This window comes from Kitasatospora sp. GP82, from assembly GCF_029892105.1.
Taxonomy (GTDB): domain Bacteria; phylum Actinomycetota; class Actinomycetes; order Streptomycetales; family Streptomycetaceae; genus Kitasatospora.
Genome location: NZ_JARZAJ010000072.1, coordinates 1 through 18,508, shown reverse-complemented (window position 1 = coordinate 18,508; position 18,508 = coordinate 1). Strand labels below are relative to the sequence as shown.

Annotated in this window: 23 protein-coding genes and 1 pseudogene; 12 read left to right on the top strand and 12 right to left on the bottom strand. The window is 69.9% G+C overall.

Annotated features, from left to right (window positions below):
• Positions 1–361: 361 nt before the first annotated feature.
• Together P3T39_RS35645 and P3T39_RS35640 are read right to left on the bottom strand one after the other, a co-directional pair.
• Complete coding sequence (locus P3T39_RS35645; RefSeq protein WP_280703465.1) at positions 362–1,156, bottom strand: zf-HC2 domain-containing protein; 795 nt, start codon at positions 1,154–1,156, stop codon at positions 362–364.
• Positions 1,157–1,181: 25 nt separating this feature from the next.
• The gene (locus tag P3T39_RS35640) at positions 1,182–1,784 is read right to left on the bottom strand and encodes a sigma-70 family RNA polymerase sigma factor (RefSeq protein ID WP_280703464.1); all 603 of its coding nucleotides are present in this window, start codon (positions 1,782–1,784) and stop codon (positions 1,182–1,184) included.
• A gap of 151 nt (positions 1,785–1,935) precedes the next feature.
• On the opposite strand from P3T39_RS35640, the gene P3T39_RS35635 reads away from it, so the two are divergent.
• The 3 genes from P3T39_RS35635 to P3T39_RS35625 all read left to right on the top strand — a co-directional run bounded on the left by P3T39_RS35635 (position 1,936) and on the right by P3T39_RS35625 (position 3,342).
• On the top strand, positions 1,936–2,328 hold the full coding sequence (locus tag P3T39_RS35635; protein WP_280703463.1) for a hypothetical protein: 393 nt from the start codon (positions 1,936–1,938) through the stop codon (positions 2,326–2,328).
• 187 nt (positions 2,329–2,515) lie between these two features.
• Complete coding sequence (locus tag P3T39_RS35630) at positions 2,516–2,815, top strand: cupredoxin family copper-binding protein (protein WP_280703462.1); 300 nt, start codon at positions 2,516–2,518, stop codon at positions 2,813–2,815.
• 101 nt (positions 2,816–2,916) lie between these two features.
• Positions 2,917–3,342 (top strand): hypothetical protein, encoded by a 426-nt coding sequence (locus P3T39_RS35625; RefSeq protein WP_280703460.1) that lies wholly within the window; start codon positions 2,917–2,919, stop codon positions 3,340–3,342.
• Between the two features lie 134 nt (positions 3,343–3,476).
• On the opposite strand, the gene P3T39_RS35620 is transcribed toward P3T39_RS35625, so the two are convergent.
• On the bottom strand, positions 3,477–3,629 hold the full coding sequence (locus P3T39_RS35620; RefSeq protein ID WP_280703458.1) for a hypothetical protein: 153 nt from the start codon (positions 3,627–3,629) through the stop codon (positions 3,477–3,479).
• A 410-nt stretch (positions 3,630–4,039) separates the two neighbouring features.
• Between P3T39_RS35620 and P3T39_RS35615 the strand changes: the two genes are divergently transcribed.
• A complete protein-coding gene (locus P3T39_RS35615) occupies positions 4,040–4,456 on the top strand; it encodes a hypothetical protein (protein WP_280703457.1) in 417 nt (138 codons plus the stop codon).
• A gap of 79 nt (positions 4,457–4,535) precedes the next feature.
• On the opposite strand, the gene P3T39_RS35610 is transcribed toward P3T39_RS35615, so the two are convergent.
• Positions 4,536–4,691, bottom strand: coding sequence for a hypothetical protein (locus P3T39_RS35610; protein WP_280703456.1), 156 nt, complete (start codon positions 4,689–4,691; stop codon positions 4,536–4,538).
• A 405-nt stretch (positions 4,692–5,096) separates the two neighbouring features.
• On the bottom strand, positions 5,097–5,255 hold the full coding sequence (locus P3T39_RS35605; RefSeq protein ID WP_280703455.1) for a hypothetical protein: 159 nt from the start codon (positions 5,253–5,255) through the stop codon (positions 5,097–5,099).
• Positions 5,256–5,793: 538 nt separating this feature from the next.
• Between P3T39_RS35605 and P3T39_RS35600 the strand changes: the two genes are divergently transcribed.
• Positions 5,794–6,819 (top strand): cytochrome P450, encoded by a 1,026-nt coding sequence (locus tag P3T39_RS35600; protein ID WP_280703454.1) that lies wholly within the window; start codon positions 5,794–5,796, stop codon positions 6,817–6,819.
• 496 nt (positions 6,820–7,315) lie between these two features.
• Positions 7,316–8,236, top strand: coding sequence for a hypothetical protein (locus P3T39_RS35595; protein WP_280703453.1), 921 nt, complete (start codon positions 7,316–7,318; stop codon positions 8,234–8,236).
• On the opposite strand, the gene P3T39_RS35590 is transcribed toward P3T39_RS35595, so the two are convergent.
• From P3T39_RS35590 to P3T39_RS35570, 5 genes are all read right to left on the bottom strand, one after another.
• A complete protein-coding gene (locus P3T39_RS35590) occupies positions 8,202–8,672 on the bottom strand; it encodes a hypothetical protein (protein WP_280703452.1) in 471 nt (156 codons plus the stop codon). The two genes, P3T39_RS35595 and P3T39_RS35590, sit on opposite strands and share 35 nt — an antisense overlap.
• Before the next feature lie 35 nt (positions 8,673–8,707).
• Positions 8,708–8,875 (bottom strand): hypothetical protein, encoded by a 168-nt coding sequence (locus P3T39_RS35585; protein WP_280703451.1) that lies wholly within the window; start codon positions 8,873–8,875, stop codon positions 8,708–8,710.
• 711 nt (positions 8,876–9,586) lie between these two features.
• Positions 9,587–10,858, bottom strand: coding sequence for a hypothetical protein (locus P3T39_RS35580; protein ID WP_280703448.1), 1,272 nt, complete (start codon positions 10,856–10,858; stop codon positions 9,587–9,589).
• A gap of 173 nt (positions 10,859–11,031) precedes the next feature.
• A complete protein-coding gene (locus tag P3T39_RS35575) occupies positions 11,032–12,483 on the bottom strand; it encodes an MFS transporter (protein WP_280703447.1) in 1,452 nt (483 codons plus the stop codon).
• A complete protein-coding gene (locus P3T39_RS35570; protein WP_280703446.1) occupies positions 12,480–12,950 on the bottom strand; it encodes a MarR family transcriptional regulator in 471 nt (156 codons plus the stop codon). The genes P3T39_RS35575 and P3T39_RS35570 overlap by 4 nt, the downstream gene beginning before the upstream one ends.
• Positions 12,951–13,022: 72 nt before the next feature.
• Here P3T39_RS35570 and P3T39_RS35565 point away from each other — a divergent pair, with 72 nt between their 5' ends.
• Complete coding sequence (locus P3T39_RS35565; RefSeq protein WP_280703466.1) at positions 13,023–13,337, top strand: beta/gamma crystallin domain-containing protein; 315 nt, start codon at positions 13,023–13,025, stop codon at positions 13,335–13,337.
• Here the strand turns inward: P3T39_RS35565 and P3T39_RS35560 are convergent.
• Positions 13,321–13,860: a hypothetical protein gene (locus P3T39_RS35560; protein WP_280703445.1), complete on the bottom strand. Its 540-nt coding sequence runs from the start codon at positions 13,858–13,860 to the stop codon at positions 13,321–13,323. The two genes, P3T39_RS35565 and P3T39_RS35560, sit on opposite strands and share 17 nt — an antisense overlap.
• Positions 13,861–13,946: 86 nt before the next feature.
• Between P3T39_RS35560 and P3T39_RS35555 the strand changes: the two genes are divergently transcribed.
• Positions 13,947–14,444 carry a hypothetical protein gene (locus P3T39_RS35555; protein ID WP_280703444.1) on the top strand — a complete coding sequence of 166 codons (498 nt, stop codon included), beginning with the start codon at positions 13,947–13,949 and terminating at the stop codon, positions 14,442–14,444.
• Between the two features lie 55 nt (positions 14,445–14,499).
• Here the strand turns inward: P3T39_RS35555 and P3T39_RS35550 are convergent, their stop codons facing one another.
• Positions 14,500–14,928 carry a hypothetical protein gene (locus tag P3T39_RS35550; protein WP_280703443.1) on the bottom strand — a complete coding sequence of 143 codons (429 nt, stop codon included), beginning with the start codon at positions 14,926–14,928 and terminating at the stop codon, positions 14,500–14,502.
• 252 nt (positions 14,929–15,180) lie between these two features.
• Between P3T39_RS35550 and P3T39_RS35545 the strand changes: the two genes are divergently transcribed.
• From P3T39_RS35545 to P3T39_RS35530, 4 genes and pseudogenes are all read left to right on the top strand, one after another.
• A complete protein-coding gene (locus tag P3T39_RS35545; protein WP_280703442.1) occupies positions 15,181–15,507 on the top strand; it encodes a helicase associated domain-containing protein in 327 nt (108 codons plus the stop codon).
• Between the two features lie 161 nt (positions 15,508–15,668).
• Entirely contained in the window at positions 15,669–16,193 is a 525-nt protein-coding gene (locus P3T39_RS35540) for an RICIN domain-containing protein (protein ID WP_280703441.1), read from the top strand.
• Positions 16,194–16,505: 312 nt separating this feature from the next.
• A pseudogene (locus tag P3T39_RS35535) lies at positions 16,506–17,249 on the top strand ((Fe-S)-binding protein); the annotation flags it as partial.
• 89 nt (positions 17,250–17,338) lie between these two features.
• On the top strand, positions 17,339–18,364 hold the full coding sequence (locus P3T39_RS35530; protein WP_280703440.1) for a LamG domain-containing protein: 1,026 nt from the start codon (positions 17,339–17,341) through the stop codon (positions 18,362–18,364).
• Positions 18,365–18,508: the final 144 nt, after the last annotated feature.

Genomic DNA, 18,508 nt, shown 5'->3' with positions numbered 1-18,508 from the left:
GCTGGACAGACCAGCGGATGCCACACGCCCTCCGACCGGTCACCGCCGCCCGAATCCCGAAACGGTCACCTCAGAGGCGGAGCGGTGGATTCGGGTTCAGTGGTCGGCGTGACCGAGCCCTGTGAGGCTTCGGTCGCCATGTGAGCGCGTCGCTCACATGGCGACCGCGATGAGCACGTCATGACCTTCGATCTCCGGCGCGGTCGGCGATGCGGGCGGGGATGACCGCCGTCGCCCGAACCCGCTTCCCCTGTCCCGCGGTGAACGTCGCGCCGCGCGGCGGGACCTGCCCCGCTCGTCCGGTCGGCCCGTGCCAGCCTTGGAGGGCTGCTGGCCATGAGGAGCCGACCGGGCCGAGGCCTCACGCCTGGATGGTGAGCAGCTTCTGGCCGTTGCCGGCGTAGATGTCGAAGTGACTGATCGTTCCTGGGGACATGGGTACGGTCCCGGAAATCTTGGCGCCACCCGGGTACTCGCCGGCCTGCCAGGTGGCGGCGGTCGCCGTGGCGCCCGTGACCCCGACCGCTTGCAGCCTGCACGTGATCCCGGGGGGCGCTCCCTTCGCCGAGACCTGCAGGGCGCTGCCCCAAGCGGCGGGCGAGACCTCAACCAGGGCGGACACGCCGGTGGTGGCGTCGGTTCCGGAGAGAGTGCGGACCGGGGCCGTTGACGTCGATGCGGGCTGCGCCACCTGGCTGCTCGTGGACGCGACGATAGCCAGCCACGTACCGCCCGACGCTGCCGCAGCGATGAGCGTCGTGGCGGCTGCGACCCCAACCAGTTGCCTCCGCACGGCGGTACGACGTCGCGACGCGGCCTGCTGGAGCAGCCGGTCGAGCCGGCTTCGCTCGGTTCGCCGCGGTACCCCGGGAACGGCAGCGGCCGCAGGCTCCGGCTGCGCTCGCGCGCTTGCGGCGGCCCGCCGTACCAACCGGTCGGCCAGCTCCTCGCTGGGCGCGGGCGCTGCCTCGCCTGCGGCCTCGGCCTCGCTGACCGTCGCGAGTAGTGCGGGCAGCCCCGCCAGTTCGGCATACTCGGCCTGGCACTCGGCGCATTCCGCGAGGTGGGCGCGTACCTGCTCCGTCTCCGTCGGGGACAGCGTTCCCAGCACGTATCCGCCCAGGGAGAACCGGATGGCGTCACGGTCGCCGTTCATGGTCCGCACCTCCTCCACGCCGCTGTCACGGCTCGATACCCCGTTCCTGCAGCACCAGCCGCAGCGCCTTCAAGGCGTAGTACGTGCGCGACTTCACGGTGCCTACCGGAATGCCGAGCACCTCCGCGGCCTCGACCATCGTCCGCCCTCTGTAGTACGTCTCCAGCAGCACGGCCCGGTGGTCCGGGGAGAGGGTCCGGATGGCCTCGGCCACCGCCCAGCTCTGCAGCGCTTCCTCGATCTCGTCTTCTCCGGGCCTCTGCTCCACAACCCGGTCCAGCGCCTCCCCATCGGCCTCGGTCGGCCTGGCCCGGCGGGCCCGGCGGGCGTCGATGACCAGGTTCCGGGCGACCGTGCACAGCCACGCCCGGGCCGGTCCGCGCTCGGGGTCGAACGCCGCCGGGTGCTGCCAGGCCCGCAGCAGTGTCTCCTGCACGACATCCTCGGCCCATTGCCAGTCTCCTGACGTCAGTCGCAGGACGAAGTGAAGCAGCGGCCCGGCATGGTCCGCGTACAGCGTACGGAGCAGTTCCTCGTCCGCGCGGGAAATGGTCCCCGTATCAGAGACACGGTTCCCAGAGCGATCCGGCTCACTCGATGGACCGCGTTTCCGAAGACTCCACGGCATAAGTCGATCATCGCATGTCTCGCAAACCTCTGAAATCTCGCAAAAGGTGCTTACACACCGAACCGCACGGCCCCCGGCATCCGTGGCACCTGACGAGCACCGATCCCCGGGATCCCCCTCCTCCCCCCCGTCCCGCAAGGAGTGAGCCGAGATGACCGAGATGGTTCCGGCGCCCCTCGGGGCCTCCCCCACCGCGCGGCCGGTCACGCGACCCGACCACCTGCTGCGGCGCTACGACGCGCACCGCGAGCACAGCGGATTCACCGTCCGCGCCCTGCCCGGCGCGCTCGTCATCACGCACAGCGACTGCGCCGTCGCAACCGGCGCCGCCCGCGGACAGCTACCGGCGCACGCCCCGTTCACCGGGCTCCGCTGCGCCATCGACCTGCAGCTCAGCCGACACCCCCACATCCGGGCCATCCGCGCACGACACCACGACGCCCGCGCTGACCCGGAAACCGTGCACGTCTTCGACGCCGGGTACCGGCACGGAACACCGGCCGGACCGACCCCCACCCGGCCCGCATCGCGGGCTGATCAGTAGAGAGCACACACCCATGCACCTGAACTCCCTTTCGTCCCCCCGACGGTCCCTGGTGGCAGCTGGCCTGGCCGTTGCCACTGCCTGCACGCTGGCACTGCTCAGCGCCTGCGGCGCATCACCGCATTCCTCCTCCGCTGGTCCCGGCGGTGCCTCAAGCTCCACCCCGAGCGCCCCGGCGATGCCCAGCATGAGCACGCCGGCGAGCCCTCCGGCGGCAACGGCACCGGTGGCCGGGAACGCGGTGACGATCCAGAACTTCGCGTTCGCACCGGCCAGCCTGACGGTCAAGGCGGGTACGACGGTGACCTGGACCAACAAGGACACCGACGCCCACACCGTGACCAGCTCCGGATCGGGCGGGCCCCTGAACTCGGCGCCGCTGACGACCGGCGCCACCTACCGATACACGTTCACCCAAGCTGGCACCTATGCCTACTTCTGCGCCATCCATCCCTTCATGACCGCGACCGTGGTGGTGACCCCATGAACCGGTACCCGTACGCGCGCGGCGAGGCGCCAGGCGCCGACCTCGACAAGCCGGCCGGCGGACACGGCACGACAAGGCATCATCTCGGAGGAGAACCTCGCATGAATGCCAAGAACGGACTCAGCTCCGCGATGCGTCCGGCCTTCGCGATACGCCTGGCCGTCGCCGCCACACTCGCCGGGAGCGGCTACATCCACACCCAGCTCTACCTGACCGGGTACCGCTTCATCCACATCGTCGGCGCCCTGTTCCTACTCCAGGCGATCGCTGCCTTCGCGGTCGCCGCCCTGGTGCTGTTCACAGCACCGGTGCTGCTCAGGGCCGCAGCTGCCGGCGTCGCGCTCGGCGCTCTCGCCGGATTCACCGCCTCCCGCACGATCGGCGTGTTCGGCTTCACCGAACGCGGCCTGCAGCCCGCACCCCAAGCCCTGCTCAGCCTCCTGCTGGAGGCTGGCACTCTGCTGCTCCTCGCAGCCTGGCAGGCAGCAGCGTGGGCCCGTCGTCCCGTGACCCCCAACGTCCCGTAGATCCCGACGAAAGGGCTCCTCACCACCGGGCCTGAGGGCATGTCAGGAGTGCCGATGAGGGCGCTGTCACGTTGTCGGGGGTGTGGACGGCTGAGGTTGTGTCAGGGTGTGGTGGGGCCGACGCTGGCCCTGCCTCAGCATGCGGTGGGCAGGGCGGCGGCGTGGGTGATCTGGTCCCAGATCGCGAAGCGGGTGATCATCTCGGCGCGGCAGTGGCGGCGACGGCACCACAGTCCACAGCCTGCCGGGACTTCGAACGTCGATCCATCCGGCTGGGGGAGCGTCAACCTCCATGCCCCCTTCGAGGGACTCGACACGCAACTCGATCGCGCGGCGGGTCACATAACACTTCACCCATTGCCAGGCCTTGCGGGACAGGCGTCCGCCGCGGCCCGTCATTGTTTTGATCCACAGGTTCTCTCGCAATTTTGAATCCCTCCAAAAGAAGACAGCCGATTACTTGGCATTAGATCGGAGCAAGTCAGAATATGGCGGACATTCGGGGACTTGCAGGCCCGGAGTGGCATTTCTTCATAAAAGAAACCTGCTGGGGCGATCTCTCAATTTGCCTATATTTGTGACGGGAAAAGCGCACCCTAGTGGCCATCAGTCTTGACACGGGTCAGGGTGCGAGCGTCTACTGCGGCTACCGAAAGAAAACCGAAAAAGGATGGGGGACTTGAAGATGGGGATGGCAATGAAACGCTTTGCGGGTGCCCTTGCGCTCACGTTTGCCTCCACGGCCGCCTTAGCGGCCACGGCTGCTCCGGCTCACGCCGCCGACAGCTACTACTGCGGCGGCGCCGTGACCCTGAGCAATGGGACGAACGTGTCGGAGTGCATCCACCTCGGCGGCAACGGGTACTGGCAGCCCTACATGCGGCTCAGCGGCCCCACGTACATGTGGGAGCAGGACAAAGTCGGGCAGTGGATCAACTCTGCAAACGGCCACTACGGCGACTTCACCCACATCCCCGGCGGGCAGTACAACGGCGGCATCATCTGGGGGCAATCCACCAACTGGCGGGTCGACTGCTACGTCCAGGCCCAGGCGTTCATATCCGTCCCTGACGAGGCATATGACCTGTTCTCGCCGACACAGAAGGTGTGCTGACCTCTGACAGGTCGACGGCGGCCGTCCCGGCGCCCGGGCCAGAGCTGACGTTGCGTCGAATCCGGCCGGCCAGCTGGGCTCAGTTCTCCCAGCGCCCGGTCCACGCCTCGTAGCCGGGTGGATCGGCCTCGTAGGAGCGGCACGCGGCGCACATCCCGTGGGCCGCGGCGGCGGGCTTGATCCGTCGTCCGCGGTCGCCGCAGCGGAGCTCGCCGTCGGCCAGCTCCAGCTCCACATCGAATTCCGTGCCGCAGGCCGCTGAGCTAGCCGCTTGCGGGCGGCGGCAGTCGAGGGACACGACGGTGCCGAGCAGCAGGCGGAAGCCGGGCGCAGCCCGCCAGGGCGCGGGCCTTGTGGTGGCGCGCCGGCCGGTGGAGCGCCATTCAAGGCGTCCGGGTACCTGCGCGGCCGGCCCGGAGGCGGCCTCCCTCGACGGCTTCGCGCAGCCGCGAGCGCCCCGGCACCGCTGTCACGGGCCGGGGCGGAGTGTCCGGGGATGCCCAGCCAGGGGCCCGCCCCCCTGGACGAACTCCTGGCCGAAGTCCTGTCGGGGTCGGGCAGTAGGTTGCCTGCGTGAACGTCGAGCCGAGTGCGGGGCTGATCGACTCGCAGTCCGTCCGCACCGGTGGCCGGGACGGGACTACGGGATCCGGCGCATCCAGGCGCCCAGGCGCCGCCACACCTCGCGGCCGGGGGTGGCGCTGACCTCCAGCACCGGGGCGACGTTGGCTGGCAGCGGGCTCAGCCCGCAAGCACCCGCCTTATATCCATGCGTGCGACCGATGCTCTGAAATGACATATATGGCGTGTGTGGAAAAATTGCATGTACGGCACTTGGTGCTGAAGACAGGCGAGAGGAGTGCATCATGATCGCCAGGCTGCTTCGCAAGCTGTCCTTCACCCGCCACTACGGTGCGTATGGGGAACACGACTGGGGTGCGTACGGCGGCGACGACGGGGTCTGACCGCACTGCCGGCGGGAGCCCTCGGGCGCCCGCCGGCTCCCGGCCACGCTGCCGACGATATCGGCCTGGACAGGTACGAGAGTCAGGGGCGATCTCATGGGCCGAATGAATGAGCCGCCGCGGTTGCCCGGAGGGAGCTTCGCGGCCTGGAGCCGCGACCGGCTTGCACTGGCACGCCGTGGCGCTGACGAGTGCGGGGACGTCTGGCAGCTGGAGCCGGGTGTCTACGTGGCCGCTACGGCCGGGCCGTGTGAAGCAGTCCTGCGCCGCGCGCAGGACTTCCCCAAGGTACCCTCGCCTCTCTTCCCGCCGTTGAAGCGGTCGAGCGGAGCACCGACGTCTGAGGAGCGCGCGCACGCTCACGCCGCCCGCATGCGCGGACTACGCCCGCAGGCGGTTGCAGCCCGGATCGGTGAGATAGCGCCCGGGACCGCTCGATTCGTCGACCAGTGGCCCACGGGCCAGGACGTCGAGATTCTGCCCCCGGTCCGGCACGCCCTGGCAGAGATCGGCGTGCGCTACCTCTTCTCCGAAGACGCTCCCACCCTGCTGCCCTTTGCCTCACAGCTCTTCGTGGCCCGGGAGGTGCTCGTACGCCCCTCGCGGTGGGAATGGCCGCGCTGGATCCCCACACCGGCACGGCGGTTCCGCACACGGCAGCAAGTCGCCTTCACCAACGCTTTGCGGCCCATCGTCCGCCGGCGCCGTTCATCGGGCCGGCCCGGTGACGACGTGCTGGGACAGATGCTCCGGCCCTCCTCCCACTACGGCCTACTGCCGGAAGGGGCCATCCTCGACACTCTCCCCGGAATCACCGTCGCCACCTTCGAGACACCTTCCCGGGCAGCCGGATGGATCCTGCTCCACCTGGCCCGGTACCCCCAGGCAGCGGACCGCGTCGCGGCCGAAGCCGCCTTGCTGCCCGCGGACCCGGCCGCGACGACCAGCACCCACCTCGACTGCCTGCAATACACCCAGGCGCTGGTGCGCGAGGTGCTCCGACTGCATCCCCCGAGCTGGCTACTGACCCGGCGTGCCCCGCGACAGACTCGGCTCGCCGGCTACACCATCGACGCCGGGTCCACCGTTCTCGTCTGCCCCTACACCGCCCACCGCGACGCACGGGAACACTCCGAGCCGGACCAGTTCCAGCCCGACCGCTGGCTCGATGATTCGGGCTCGCCGGCGAAACCCGGGATCTTCCTCGCCTTCGGCACCGGACCGCATGGCTGCGAGGGAGCCGCTCTGGCCATGGCGATGCTGACGCTCCTGACTGCGCAGACCGCCCGCTGCTACCACGTGAGCAAGCCGCCCGGACCGGAACCCGGCTACCAGGTCACCACCCTCGAAGGTCTCGCAACTGTCGGCTTGCGCCTGCGTGCCACCTTGCGCAGCTGAGGGCAGTCCTGCAGTGAGAGCAATATTAGCCGCACCTACCAGTGACACACCGCCCGAACTTCCCACCGCACCGCCACCGAACACCGCTTCGAGATGACCGTCCGCTTCACCATCTGGGACCACGTCACCAAGAACATCGGCTTGCCGGCCGCGGCCTGACCACAGGCCGACACCGGGCCCCAGCACGCGCTGACACAGCATCAGACGACCACACCCCCGCCAACGTGACAGCGCCGCGCGGGGTGGAGGCGACGGTGAAGCGGGCCATGGCCACCCCTTGGGGGGTGAAACGGAGTTCGCGGCCTGTTGCATGCCCGTGACACGTGCCACACAGATCCGGGAACTCCGGCTGACAGCCTTCCCTCATCGCACAGAGCAGCAGCCGTCGAATGGGTGAACCAGTCCCCAGCGGACAACGGTCGCGGCTCCCGCGGTAGAACCGGACTACTACTGGTAGAACCGGACCACTACGTTGTCCTTGGGGGGACACTCCGTCATGAACAGGAAGCTTTCGTCCCGCAGCGCGAAGCTCGCCGCCATCGGCGCGCTGACGGTCAGCCTCGTCGTCGCCGTCAGCCCGGCCGCCCAGGCCGCCTCGCTCTATGATGCGTCGCTCAAGGCCCCGCAGGGCCATGGCCAGCTGACCATCAGCAACGGCACCCGCTACGTGTACATCAACGGCGTCAAGGTCGACTTCGGCACCACCGTGTGGGACCTCGCCTGGTCGCCGGACGGCTCCAAGGCCGCCTTCATCGACGACTCGGACAACCTCGTCGTCTCCAACCCCAACGGCAGCGGCCGCGTGACTGTCGCCAAGAACCCCGGCGGACAGGCCTGGTCCCACCCGACCTGGCAGGTGGCACCCCGTCTCAACAAGTACGTCCCCGCCAAGAACAACCTGATCTTCGCCGTCGACAAGTTCAGGGTCTCCCACCTGGAGCGGATCTCCGCCACCGCCGTCAAGGGCAAGCCGGAGATCCTGCCTCTTAACGCGTGGGCCGGCGAGGCGCCGCTGCCGCAGGTCGGCAACACCTGGCCCAACGGCAGCGGCAACGCCGCCATCGTCTACGCGAACACCAGGAACGGCGAGGTCTACATCCGCGACGACTACACACGCCAGCAGGGCGGCGTGGTCACCAAGGGCATCACCCCCGCGCTGTCGCCCGACGGCGAGAAGATCGCGTTCCTCCGCTCGGTCCACGGCCACGACCACCTCTTCGAGATGCGCCTCGGTGACAAGGCCCCCAAGGACCTCACACCGACGGCCACCTCCAACTACGGTGCCCCGGCCTGGTCCCCGGACGGCAAGACCATCGCGGCCCCCAGGTGGGACGGTGTCGTCACGCTGCCGGCCGACGGCTCAGCCGCACCCAAGCTCGTCTCTACCCACGTGGGCGATGCCACCTACCGCCGCTGAACCGGTACTGACGGCGCAGGCAGAACAGAAGCACCACCGTTGGGCCGTCCGGCCGGGTCACCTCCCGACTGCGGACACGGCTACGGCCCGTCAGGTCGAGCCTGGACGGGCCGCTGCCGCTGCCGGCGTTCTGGGCAGCAGGCCCGGCTCTGCGGCCCGCCGGGGGAAGCGGGGCGCCGAGCGGGCAGAGCCGGGAGCGCAGGTCTCCCTCGCCGTACGCGGGAGTGCTGCCGCCGGGCCTGCCGGAGGATGTGGCCAGCCTGGCGGTCGGGCTGGTGCCGATCTCCCGTCGGTGAAGGCGGGACCAGGTGTTGCTGATCCCGGTGAATGAGAGGCAGGCCAGCCCGAGGGCGAGGTAGCAGAGCGCGCCGAGCAGAAGCAGACGCTCAGAACTGGTCAGGGGGAGACCGGGCAGGGGAGCGGGCAGAGAAGGCATCTGTGGTTCCTGGAGCTGGGCAAGCCGAGGGCTGGTCATGCCGCGGTCGGCCGCAGCGAGGTCTTGAGGGCGTGGACGGCACGGGAGCGGCGCCGCTGCCAGGCGCCCGCAGTGGTGGCGGCCTGGACGTCCGGGACGGGGGCGGTGGTGTAGTGCCAGGCAATGGCCTGGCCGTCAGCGGGCGAGAGGGTGCCGGCCTCCATCGCGTCCAGGAGCAGTTCCAGCAGCTCCAGCCGGGCATGGCTTACTTCCTGCTGGCCGTCGTCGGCCGGGTGGAGGCCGGCGGCGGCCGCAGCGGTGTGAACGGCTTGAGCGTGGGCGTGGCTGGCCGGGCCAGGGGCGGGGTCGGCCAGGCTTGTACTTCGCTCTGCAGATGAACCCGTACCCCGACAAGTGCAGACCGCCGCGGCCGTAGCGCCACCAGACGGGGCCCATCGGGCCGTCCTCGACCAGCCGCTCCAGCGAGGTGACCAGGACCGGCACCGCGTCGCCATACACCCGCCAGGAGTCGTCCGGGTACTGGGTGCGGTGGTAGGCGCCGCACCCAGTAGTCGGCGGTCAGGTCGCCGATCACCCGAGCCCGGATGTTGAGGCCGACGGCCCCGGCGCCGGTGAGGACCAGCGCGACGGGCGGGTAGCCCTCGCGGGTGTGCCCGGGGTAGGCCCGGCGCCACCAGTGCACCGTACGCTCCGAGGAGTTCTCCTCGGAGCGTACGGTGCACTGTCCCGGACCCGGGTGCGGAACAGCTCGCGATAGCCGGCGAACTTCGTCGCCACCCGCGCCGGAGCCACGGTGGCCCGGTCGACCTCGACCATCAGCACCGGCACCCCGACCTCCGGCGCCTGGAGCACCGCATCCGGGCACACCTTGCGCCTCCCGTCCGGCGGCCGCCGATGAGGCATCACGTCCGAGGTCAGGTCCGGGTGGTTGTGCCGCATCTGCCGGTTCCCTCCGGTAGCGGCTTGCTCCGGTCGTAGGGGTCCATCGTGCTTCCGTCACGCGGCTCGGCGTTGTCCGATGAGGCGATAGGGAACTGCGGCTCAAGCCAGCCGTCGTGGACGCGGCAAAGATTGTTGCCGAAGTCGGTGTTGATGTGGCTGAAGTTCAGTTTTCCCGGTTCGACGTCGTATTTGGCGGGATCGTAGAAGCGGAAGTCGATCTCGCGGCGTACGATCTCGCGGGTCACCTCTGTGCTGCCGGTGACCGTTCCCGTCCAGATGGCCGGCTCTGTGCCTGCGGTGGTGCCGCCTGCGGGGCCGCTGGGAGCGGGATCCTGTGAGGGTGACGGCGTCACCTTTCCGGCGTCGGGCCCGGGGAGCACGGCGTAGACGAAGGTGTAGTCCGTGTGAACCACCATCCCGTCCTCGCCGTCCGACCCGAAACCCATCCGCCCCTGCACCTTGACCGCATCACCCACGGGGATCGCGGTGCGGGGGTTGAAGCGGCTGAACCAGGTCCTGGGATCGCTCGTGCCGCCCGGGTGGGCGAGCGCGTTCTCCGCCTTCTCACGGCTCTTTCGGCCCATCAGGTCCAGAGCGGTCTGCGGGGTTTGGCCGGCGACCGTCTTGGGGTCGAGGTTCGCCGCGACCAGGAAGTCCTTGACGGTCTTCAGCTGCGCTGCGACTTCGTCCTGGCCGAAGACCCCGACCGCCTGTGCCTGCGGCAGCACGATCGCGTCGGCTCCGGACGGCCACGCCGCGGCCGGCGAACCGGCCCACGGATGGTCCACGGTCGGGGTGTCCGGAGGCAGGGTCGGCGGGGCCGCGGTCGGCGCCGCGGTCTCGGGAGCCTGGATCGAGCCGTCGGCGAGGTTGCTCGCGTACCAGGCGTGCAGCCGGTCGACGTTGAGCCCCGCCAGCACCAGCGCGGCCGCCAGCACGACGAACAGCGGCGTCTGCCAGTTACGGCTGCCACGTCGCTCGACGCCCCAGGGCGAGGCAGTCTTCGTCTTCCGGCCGAACCGGCGTTGCCGGACCTCGGTCGGCGGGCGCCACGGCTGCGGTTCCGGGGGCGGCTGGCGCTTCCAGCGCGCGGCCAGCATGCGGGAGCGCCCGGACCGCTCCTTGACGGTGGCGGCCCTGACGAACTCCTCATCGAGGACGAGTTCGGCGAACGGGTCGTCTGTTCCCGGGCCATGCGGCGAATCAGACGGCGGGCGAGGTTTGGGATCTTCAGCTATCGGCACCGCGACAGCATGCAGACGGCCACCGCCAGCCCCTCCACCGGGGCACCAAGTCGCCCGGACGACGGGTGACCTGCGACGGATGGAGCACTTCCGTCGCAGGAAGCGCCTGCCCGGCCGTCCGGTACAGGCGGGGCCACCTGCTCGACGTCGGCCGACACCGGGGCGGTAGATCGTCAGAGGCGGGAGCTAGCCTCTGCGGCCATGGCCTGCCGGTTCGTGTCGCGGTTCATCAGGCGGCGGTCGAGGACGGTCAGCAGGAGGACCGCGAGGCCCGCCGCGACCAGCACGATGCCGAGGGTGTGCAGGCCGTGGTCGCTGACCCCGTCGCGGAAGACGATGCTGCCGATCACGGCGGAGGTGATGGTTCCGAGGTATCCGAAGGTCCGGAACAGCCCGGAGGCGGTGCCGATCTGGTCGGGCGGTGCCGCGAGGTAGAGGGCGGTCTGGTTGCCGACCGTGGTGGAGGCGGACGTGACGCCGAAGATCAGGGAGACCAGCACGATCGCGATCGCCGGGCTGTGCGAGGTGAGCAGCATGATGCCGACCGAGCCGAGCAGCATGGTCACCGCCGAGGCGATCAGCGGTCCGCGTACCAGGTTGCGGCTGGCGAGCGGGCGCGAGAGCAGCGCGGAGACGGCACCCATCGGCAGGAGCAGGAGTCCCGCCCCCACAGTGGAAATCCCGTGTGCGGCCTCCATCCACTGGGTCATGCCGTACATCACGGAGTAGACGCCGAGCAGGGTGAGGGCCTGGCGCAGGTAGGTGCGGGCGAGGGCGCCATTGGCGGCCAGGCCGCGGAAGTCGAAGAACGGCGCGGTCTTCCGTAGCTCCCACACGACCGTGGGCAGTGCGGCCAGGACGAAGACGGCGAGAGCGATCCACTCGACGTGGGGCAGGCTCATCAGAAAGATGACCAGCGCGGTCATCGACCCGGCGAAGCCGAGGATGCCGGGCAGGTCGATCCGGTCGGCGACCTTACGGAAACCGCCGTGTCCGCGGTCGGGCACGGGGTCCTTGGGCAGCCAGCGCACGGCCATCGCCATGGCGATCGCGGTGACCGGGATGTTGATCAGGAAGGCCCAGCGCCAGCCCGCGGCGCCCACCAGCAGTCCGCCGATCGGAGGGCCGACGGCGGCGGTGGCCATGCCCGCGATCGCGATGCCGCCGAGCACCCCGCCCGGCGGCGCGTCCAGGCCGGCGTCCTCGGCGCGGCGCCGGATCAGCACCATCGCGCAGGGGAAGGCGGCCGAGGTACCGATGCCGATCAGCACCCGGGCGACGGTCAGCATCGCCAGGTTCTGGCCGAGGCCGCCGACCAGGCCGCCGAGCAGCACCAGCACGATGCCGGAGAGGAAGATCCGGCGCGCGCCGAGTACCTCCGCCAGTTTGCCCGCTGTGGGCTGCGCGACGGCGCTGGCCAGGTAGAGCGAGGAGACCAGCACGGCGGTGCTGCCCACCGAGACGTGCAGCGCGGCGGCGATGGGCACCAGGGCGGTCGCGATGATGGAGCTGTTGATCGGGTTGAGACTGGAGCCCACGTAGAGCGGGCTCGTGAACGTCCATGCGAAGGGCTTGCGCGTAAGACCGCGCGCCGCAACGTCGGCCGGAGTGGTGACGGTTCTCATATGCCGCCGTCGCTCAGGTCGGCCGCAGCGAGACGCTCCAGCAGCTCGATGGCCTTCTCCAGGTCCTCGCGCTCGTCCGGCGCGACGACCTGGTCGATGGCCCGCGCCAGGAAGGACGCGCGGCCCGCGAGCAGCTTCTCGATCAGTTCGGTCGCGGACGGGTCGGCGCTCATCAGCTTCTTGCGGCCGTCCTGCGGATCGGGCTCGCTGTGGACCAGTCCGGCGGCTTTGAGCACCGCCAGGCTCTGCGCGATGGATTGGCCGCTGACGTGCTCCAGCGCGGCGAGACGGGCCGCGGTGATCGGGCCCTCCCGCACCACGCTCGCCAGCACGGCGACCTGCGTGACGGTCAGGCCGGTCGCATGCTGCCCCGATTCCGCGCGCAGGCGTGCGCGCAGCCGCTTGATCGCGTCGTTGAGTCGCTGCGCGGTCGCAGTGGACTGCTGCGGCCTGGGGTTCGTGTTCATGACCCCAGCGTAAAACTCCACAAGGAACTTTGCCAAGTTGCTTGTGGAGTTTGGACCGTCCGTTCCTTGGCCGTGGCGATCGCCGCAGCCGCCGCGTTCACCGTCAGCGTGCCGAGCGGCAATGCCTTCGCCATCGACCACGTGCAGTGTGTCGGCGGCGAGAACTTCTTGAAGATCTGGTCGCACCTCGACGGCCGTCAGAGCGTCGACTGCTACGCGAACGGCGGAAAGACCGACTTCGGCGGATGGTGGGTCGACCGAATCTTCACGGGTAACAACGACCTGATCTACTACGACGCCAACGGTGACTCGGTGAAGATCGAGCGCTGGCACGACATCACCTTCCCGAACCACCCGCCGAAGGTCGTCGCTATCCAGATCGTGTGACAGGTTGCCATCCGGTTGCCGGGAATGGCCGAGCGGCCTGAAGGCGTTCCTGGTCCTTGCGGTGGGCGGCGTCGGCCTTGCGCTGGGCGTGGCAGGGGTGGCGGGTGCCGCCCTTGCGGTGCGTCCAGTCGACGCGGGCGTCGGTGATCCGGACCTTCTCCTGCTTCGGCACGGCGTGGCAGTCGGTGCAGGCGAGGGTCTTGGGGAACCGGCGGTGCCGACGGTCGGCTTCGGCCGCGCGGTCGGCCTGGCGCTGGCCGTAGGCCGTGCGCTCCTCGGGGTTGTCGAGGGCGCCGGTCAGGGAGTGCAGGCCGGTACGGCCATAGCGCCACCGGATCGGGGCCATCGGGCCGTCCTCGGCCAGCCGGTCCAGGGAGGTGACCAGGACGGGCACGGCATCGGAGTGGTCGCGCCTACCGGGAGAACTGGAGGGCACGATGCCGTGGCTGGCCCCGGTGGGCCTGGCGGCGGAGGCTCCGGAGGTGGCGGCGCTGGCGGCCTGGATGCAGGACCCGGAGTACAACGAGTTCGACTCGGCCGTTCTACGCCGGCCAGCGGGCCGAGCGGGGCGGCCTGTCGAAGCTGGAGAAGCGGATCGCGAAGCTGCCGGTGCGCCAGTCGTGGCGGATGGAGCGGGTCTGGACCCCGGACAAGGAGAGCGAGGACGCGTACGACGCGGCGTACGAGAAGGCGTCCGTGACGATCGGCGGGTACCAGCTGCACCCCAGGGACCTGGACGCCTACGCCACCATCGCCTACCAGCCGGCCGGCCTGGACCGGGAGGACAAGGACGGCGACTACGAGGACGAGGACGAGGACGAGGACGGCGGGGACCAGGTCCCCGGTGGACTGGACGCCGCGCCGGGGTGTGCGTCCTCCAGCAGTCCCTGCCCTGGCCGTTTGGCGACGTCCTCCTCCACAGCGAGCTGGACAACCGGCCCGCCCACCGCATCCTCTGCTGCTACGCCGACCTGCTATGCCACCGCGATCCCAAGGCGGCGGCAGCGTGGTTCACCGCGCTGGTCGACCTCAACCCGGCCGACACCGTCGGCGCCCGTTTCCTCGCCCCGGACGGCCGTCGGGGCCCCTCTTCTGAACATGCGTTGAACCGCGTGGCCGCGGGCAGCGGCTGTACCGGCTGCCCGCGGCCACGCTGCCGGACTCAGCGGACGTCCACCGCCACCAGACCGGAGGTCCTCTCGCGGACCGGATGACGGTCGTCCGGGCCGGTCAGGCCGTACACCGCCGCACGGTATTCCAGAACACCGCTGTGCGCGGCCTTGACGTGTGCGGCGGCCTGCGCGTCGTCGGTGCCCCTGGCGACCACGTCGCCGCAGGCCACCCGGTGCCACGCCTGCCCGCCGCTGCGGCCCTCCAGGCATACCTGCAGGTAGTCGGCAGCGTCGTCGTCCCCGTGCGCCGTGACCGTGAAGGTCGTGCCGACCTGCGCCGTGTGCGGCGCCGTGATGTCCACGCCGCCCTTGGCGAACGCCGGCACGGCGGCCAGAGTCACCGAGGCCAGCCCCAGCGCACCGATCACCGCCACCCGGCCGCCCCGCACCTTCATCCCGGTCTTCTTCGTCCTGATCATGGACTTCCCTCCCCGTGGATCTCCCCCCCATGGTGAGACCCACCCTTCGCGAAGGCGCCCGGTTGCGCCCCGCTGATTACCCGGACGAGCCCGCCGCCCAACCCGGTTGCACCCCACCCGGCGCTATTACGGATCCATGACAAAACCCGCCGGCCACGCCCGACCCCACCACCGGACCGAAGCAGCCGCGCGGGAACCAGGCCCTCCCTGCCGCTGGAGACCGCCTTCAAGGGCGAACAGCTCGGCCGGTGGGTGCGGGCGCGGGCCGGCTGGGCCGAACTCGACCAGGAGCAGCGGGACCTGCTGACGGCTCTCGGGATCGAGGAGGACCAGGAGCTGGCGGCCGCCCGGGCGGCGGCCGCGGCGAAGCCGAAGGTTTCGCGGGCGGACCGGTTCCAGCAGCACCTGTCGGCATTGGCCGCGTTCGTCGAACGGGAAAGGCACGCGAAGATCCCGCGCACCCACAAGACCGCGGAGGGGCTGTCGCCGGGTGCCTGGCTGAACAACCAGAAGGCGCGGCTGGACAAGCTGAGCGAGGAGCAGCGCGGGCAGTTGGAGGTCCTCGGGGTTGGCTGGTAGGGGACGGCGCGCGGTGGCGTCAGCGGGATTCGGCCGGCTCACTCGTCGGTGGGCCTGTGCTGCTGCAACAGGGTGAAGCCGGGCCGTTTGCGTAACTCCGGGGCGCTGGGGCAGTCGACGCTGGGGCGGACAGGTATACCTCCCACGAAAGAGGTGGCTTCGTGCGCTCCTCCTCGAAGGCATGGCGTGTTCTGACCGTCCTGAGCATGGCGGCAGCCGCGATGGTGCCGCTCACCGCGGCTCAGGCGTCCCCGGCTGTCGACAGGCGGCAGGCCGGTGGGTTCGGGGTCCGGACGTTCGCCGGCAAGTGCCTCGACGTGAAGGACCGCAGCCCGGCGGACCGCACGCCGATCATCCAGTACACCTGTGATGGTGGGTCCAACCAGCGGTTCACGTTCAAGCCGGCCAGCGACGGTTGGTACGAGATCCGGACGTTCGCCGGCAAGTGCCTCGACGTGAAGGACCACAGCCCGGCGGACGGCACCCCGATCATCCAGTACACCTGTGATGGTGCGTTCAACCAGCAGTTCAGGCTCGAGGAGGCCAGCGACGGTAGGTACGAGATCGAGACGTTCGCCGGCAAGTGCCTCGACGTGAAGGACCACAGCCCGGCGGACCGCACCCCGATCATCCAGTACACCTGTGATGATGGGTCCAACCAGCGGTTCCTGATCGTGACGCGGTAGCCGCTCACCCGCTTCCAACCCGCACTGCCCTTCCGGCCAGTGCGGGTTCGGCTTGCCGGGGCTGTCGGGGCTTGCCGCCCGGCAGCGGGGGACGAGCGGCGCCGGCTGCGGGCCTTCGTCGAACACCGCCCGGCACATACACCCCGCTGTGAGGTTCGGGAAAGCTGACACCGACGGATACGGCTTCATGTCAGTGCCAGGTACAGACCGGTGTCACCACGACCGCCAAGCAACCACCAACTGACCAGCACATCCAGCGATCCATGAAGTGACATCCCAAGCCGCATCTACCAGTGACGCCCCGTCCGAACTTCACAGCTGCTGCACACGGCGGGCGTCAAGTTCGCGGTCCTCGGCAAGGAGGAGTCCTGCACCGGTGACTCGGCCCGCCGTCTGGGCAACGAGTTCCTCTTCCAGATGCTCGGCGCGCAGAACGTCGAGACCCTGAACGCCGCGCTGGAGGACGCTCCCCTCAAGCGGATCGTCGCCACCTGCCCGCACTGCTTCAACACCATCGCCAACGAGTACCCCCAGCTGGGCGGCCACTTCGAGGTCATCCACCACACCCAGCTGCTGCAGCACCTGATCGACGAGGGCAAGCCCGTCCCGGTCAACCCGGTCGAGGGCCTGATCACCTACCACGACCCCTGCTACCTGGGCCGTCACAACAAGGTCTACAGCCCGCCGCGCGAGATCATGGACAAGGTCCCGGGCCTGCGCCAGCAGGAGATGCACCGCCACAAGGAGCGCGGCTTCTGCTGCGGCGCCGGTGGCGCGCGGATGTGGATGGAGGAGCGGATCGGCAAGCGCATCAACACCGAGCGGGTGGACGAGGCGCTGTCGCTCAACCCCGACATCGTCTCCACCGCCTGCCCGTTCTGCCTGGTGATGCTCTCCGACTCGGTCAACGGCAAGAAGAACGAGGGCGCCGCGAAGGAGCACCTGAAGGTCGTGGACGTGGCCCAGCTGCTGCTCGACTCGGTGAAGGCGACGCCGGTCGCCGGGGCCGAGCCGGAGCCCGTCCAGGGCTGGTCCAAGGCTCGTCCACAGCGCTGATCCGCCGCCAACACCGCGACCCCGTCTGCCGTCTGAGGCAGGCGGGGTCGCCGGTTCCGACGGCCGGCCATGGCCTAGCATGTCGGCCCATGAGCATTGACGGGGGCATACCTGGCGGTAACGGTGGCAGTGGCTGGGACAGGCCGGAGCAGCTGCCCCCGGTGAGCGGGCAGCAGTGGCCGCAGAACGGGCCGGACTGGGAGGCGCTGGCCCGGCAGCACGAGGCGGAGCAGAAGAAGCGCCGGATGCTCCAGATCGGCGGCAGTGCGGCGGCCGTGGTGGTGGCCGGCATCGTGACCGCCGCCATCGCCCTGTCGAGCCCCGCGCACCCGAAGCGGGTGGCCGCCGTCGGCCCGGCCACGCCGTCCGCCTCTGCCGCCGACTCGTCGGCGCCCGCCTCGCCCGCCACCTCAGCCTCGGTCTCGGCTTCGGCGAGCGGCTCCGCGTCGCCGGCCCTGGCACAGCTGGTGGACAAGTACGGCAGCAACGCGATCGTGCTGAGCAAGACGGTGAAGCCGGGCCAGGCGGACGGCCACAACGGCCCGGCCGTGCTGATGACCGGCAAGGACACCGACCACGGCGAGAGCAACGGGCCCGTCGTCGACACCAGCAAGAGCTTCACCGTCTCCGCGCTGGTCGACAACAACGCCCCGAAGGGCGGTGAGTGCGTCCTCAGCCAGGGCAGCGGCGCCTACTACACCTTCTATCTGGGCCGCGACGACTGGGACATCCACAACCAGTGGGTCTTCAAGGTGCAGACCCTGCCGGGCGGTGAGGACAAGAACACCCGCCAGGCGTTCTCCAAGCAGCCGTCCTGGACCGGCAAGTGGGTGCTGCTGACCGGCGTGTACGACGCCTCGGCGAAGTCCATCACGCTGTACGTCAACGGCGAGCCGCAGGACACCATCAAGATCGACGGAATCTGGAACTCCGCAAGCCGGATGCAGCTCGGCCGGACGAAGTACCACGGGGCGTGGGTCGACAACTGGGACGGCGCGATCTCCGACGTCCTGGTGTGGAACCAGGCGCTGTCGGCCTCGAACGTCGCCCAGCTGCAGAAGAGCGGCGGTACGAGCGCGGGTGCGGCGCCGATGGCCGGCTGGCTGCTGCCCTGAGGCGCGCGGTCCGGTTAACCGGCGGTGGCTGGGCGGTGAATCCGCCGCTGGGCGCTGTCACATTGGCGGGGGTGTGGTCGTCTGATGCTGTGTCAGCGCGTGCTGGGGCCCGGTGCCGGCCTGTGGTCAGGCCGTGGCTGGCGA

Excerpts from the sequence above, each read along its gene's own strand:
- P3T39_RS35595 (WP_280703453.1), top strand. The coding sequence starts at position 7,316 with ATGAACAGGAAGCTTTCGTCCCGCAGCGCGAAGCTCGCCGCCATCGGC.
- P3T39_RS35635 (WP_280703463.1), top strand. The coding sequence starts at position 1,936 with ATGACCGAGATGGTTCCGGCGCCCCTCGGGGCCTCCCCCACCGCGCGG.
- P3T39_RS35585 (WP_280703451.1), bottom strand. The coding sequence starts at position 8,875 with ATGGAGGCCGGCACCCTCTCGCCCGCTGACGGCCAGGCCATTGCCTGG.
- P3T39_RS35615 (WP_280703457.1), top strand. The coding sequence starts at position 4,040 with ATGAAACGCTTTGCGGGTGCCCTTGCGCTCACGTTTGCCTCCACGGCC.
- P3T39_RS35600 (WP_280703454.1), top strand. The coding sequence starts at position 5,794 with ATGCGCGGACTACGCCCGCAGGCGGTTGCAGCCCGGATCGGTGAGATA.
- P3T39_RS35645 (WP_280703465.1), bottom strand. The coding sequence starts at position 1,156 with ATGAACGGCGACCGTGACGCCATCCGGTTCTCCCTGGGCGGATACGTG.
- P3T39_RS35640 (WP_280703464.1), bottom strand. The coding sequence starts at position 1,784 with ATGCCGTGGAGTCTTCGGAAACGCGGTCCATCGAGTGAGCCGGATCGC.
- P3T39_RS35630 (WP_280703462.1), top strand. The coding sequence starts at position 2,516 with ATGAGCACGCCGGCGAGCCCTCCGGCGGCAACGGCACCGGTGGCCGGG.
- P3T39_RS35530 (WP_280703440.1), top strand. The coding sequence starts at position 17,339 with ATGAGCATTGACGGGGGCATACCTGGCGGTAACGGTGGCAGTGGCTGG.
- P3T39_RS35605 (WP_280703455.1), bottom strand. The coding sequence starts at position 5,255 with ATGTCATTTCAGAGCATCGGTCGCACGCATGGATATAAGGCGGGTGCT.
- P3T39_RS35590 (WP_280703452.1), bottom strand. The coding sequence starts at position 8,672 with ATGCCTTCTCTGCCCGCTCCCCTGCCCGGTCTCCCCCTGACCAGTTCT.
- P3T39_RS35625 (WP_280703460.1), top strand. The coding sequence starts at position 2,917 with ATGAATGCCAAGAACGGACTCAGCTCCGCGATGCGTCCGGCCTTCGCG.
- P3T39_RS35550 (WP_280703443.1), bottom strand. The coding sequence starts at position 14,928 with ATGATCAGGACGAAGAAGACCGGGATGAAGGTGCGGGGCGGCCGGGTG.
- P3T39_RS35575 (WP_280703447.1), bottom strand. The coding sequence starts at position 12,483 with ATGAGAACCGTCACCACTCCGGCCGACGTTGCGGCGCGCGGTCTTACG.
- P3T39_RS35570 (WP_280703446.1), bottom strand. The coding sequence starts at position 12,950 with ATGAACACGAACCCCAGGCCGCAGCAGTCCACTGCGACCGCGCAGCGA.